This window comes from Agrobacterium sp. MCAB5, assembly GCF_052114365.1.
In the GTDB taxonomy this organism is placed as follows: Bacteria; Pseudomonadota; Alphaproteobacteria; order Rhizobiales; family Rhizobiaceae; genus Agrobacterium; species Agrobacterium tumefaciens.
In genome coordinates this window covers 1-832 of sequence record NZ_JBFREP010000070.1, presented here as the reverse complement: position 1 = coordinate 832, position 832 = coordinate 1, and the positions used below count along the sequence as shown (strand labels likewise).

The 832-nt window shown below is 56.0% G+C and carries 1 protein-coding gene; it reads right to left on the bottom strand.

What is annotated here, in order from left to right; all coding sequences use genetic code 11:
* Positions 1-832 (bottom strand): alpha/beta hydrolase fold domain-containing protein (locus AB4Z23_RS27350; protein ID WP_441361168.1); only part of this gene is annotated, 832 nt, incomplete at both ends.

Below are 832 nucleotides of genomic sequence, written 5' to 3'. Positions count from 1 at the left end.
GGCTGGTACCAGTTAATATCGCCGTGGCCTGCACCTTCGACGAGAACGTACTCGACCTTGTCGCCCTTCTTTTTCAGGGCTTCGTAGAGCTGCACACTTTGGAGAGGCGAAACCAGCGTATCGGCGCTGCCATGCATGATGAGAAAGGGCGGTTTACTGCCGTCGACATGGCCCATTGGACTTGCCTGCAAAGCCTTGTCAGGATTGCTGGAGATCGAGGCCCCGGGAAAATCTGCGAAAGCAGTGCCGTTGACCAGCAAGGCCTCTGTCACCGCTGGCGATTGATGTACCTTTGCAATATCTTCCGGAAACCCGTCGCCGATTTCAAGCAGATTGGAGATGCCGTACATCGTCACAGCTGCCTGAACGTCGGAGGATTTGTCGAGAAATTGACCCTTGTCGAAGCCCTTTTCGCCGCTCGTCATGCCCATCATCTGAGATACATATCCGCCGGCGGAATCGCCGAGCACACCGATGCGGGTGGGGTCGATGCCATATTCGTCGGCATGTTCACGCAGATAGCGGATCGCAGCCTTGCCGTCCTCAACGAGGGCCGGATACTTGTCGGGGACGGTGCGGTATTGCGCGGCTGCGACCACGAACCCCGCCTTAGCGAGCGCCATGCGAAGGTCGATGAACTTTTCATGATCAGCTGAGATAAAGCCGCCGCCAGGGAAATAGACAATCGCGGGTTTCAGATCTTTCGTCCGAGGCACAAGCAGCGACATTTCAAGCTGAGTAACGGCACGAACCTGCTTGATCTGCGTAAAAACCACACCACTGATTTGATCGATCTGGCCTTGTGTTTTCTCGACGCGAACGACCTGCGCAC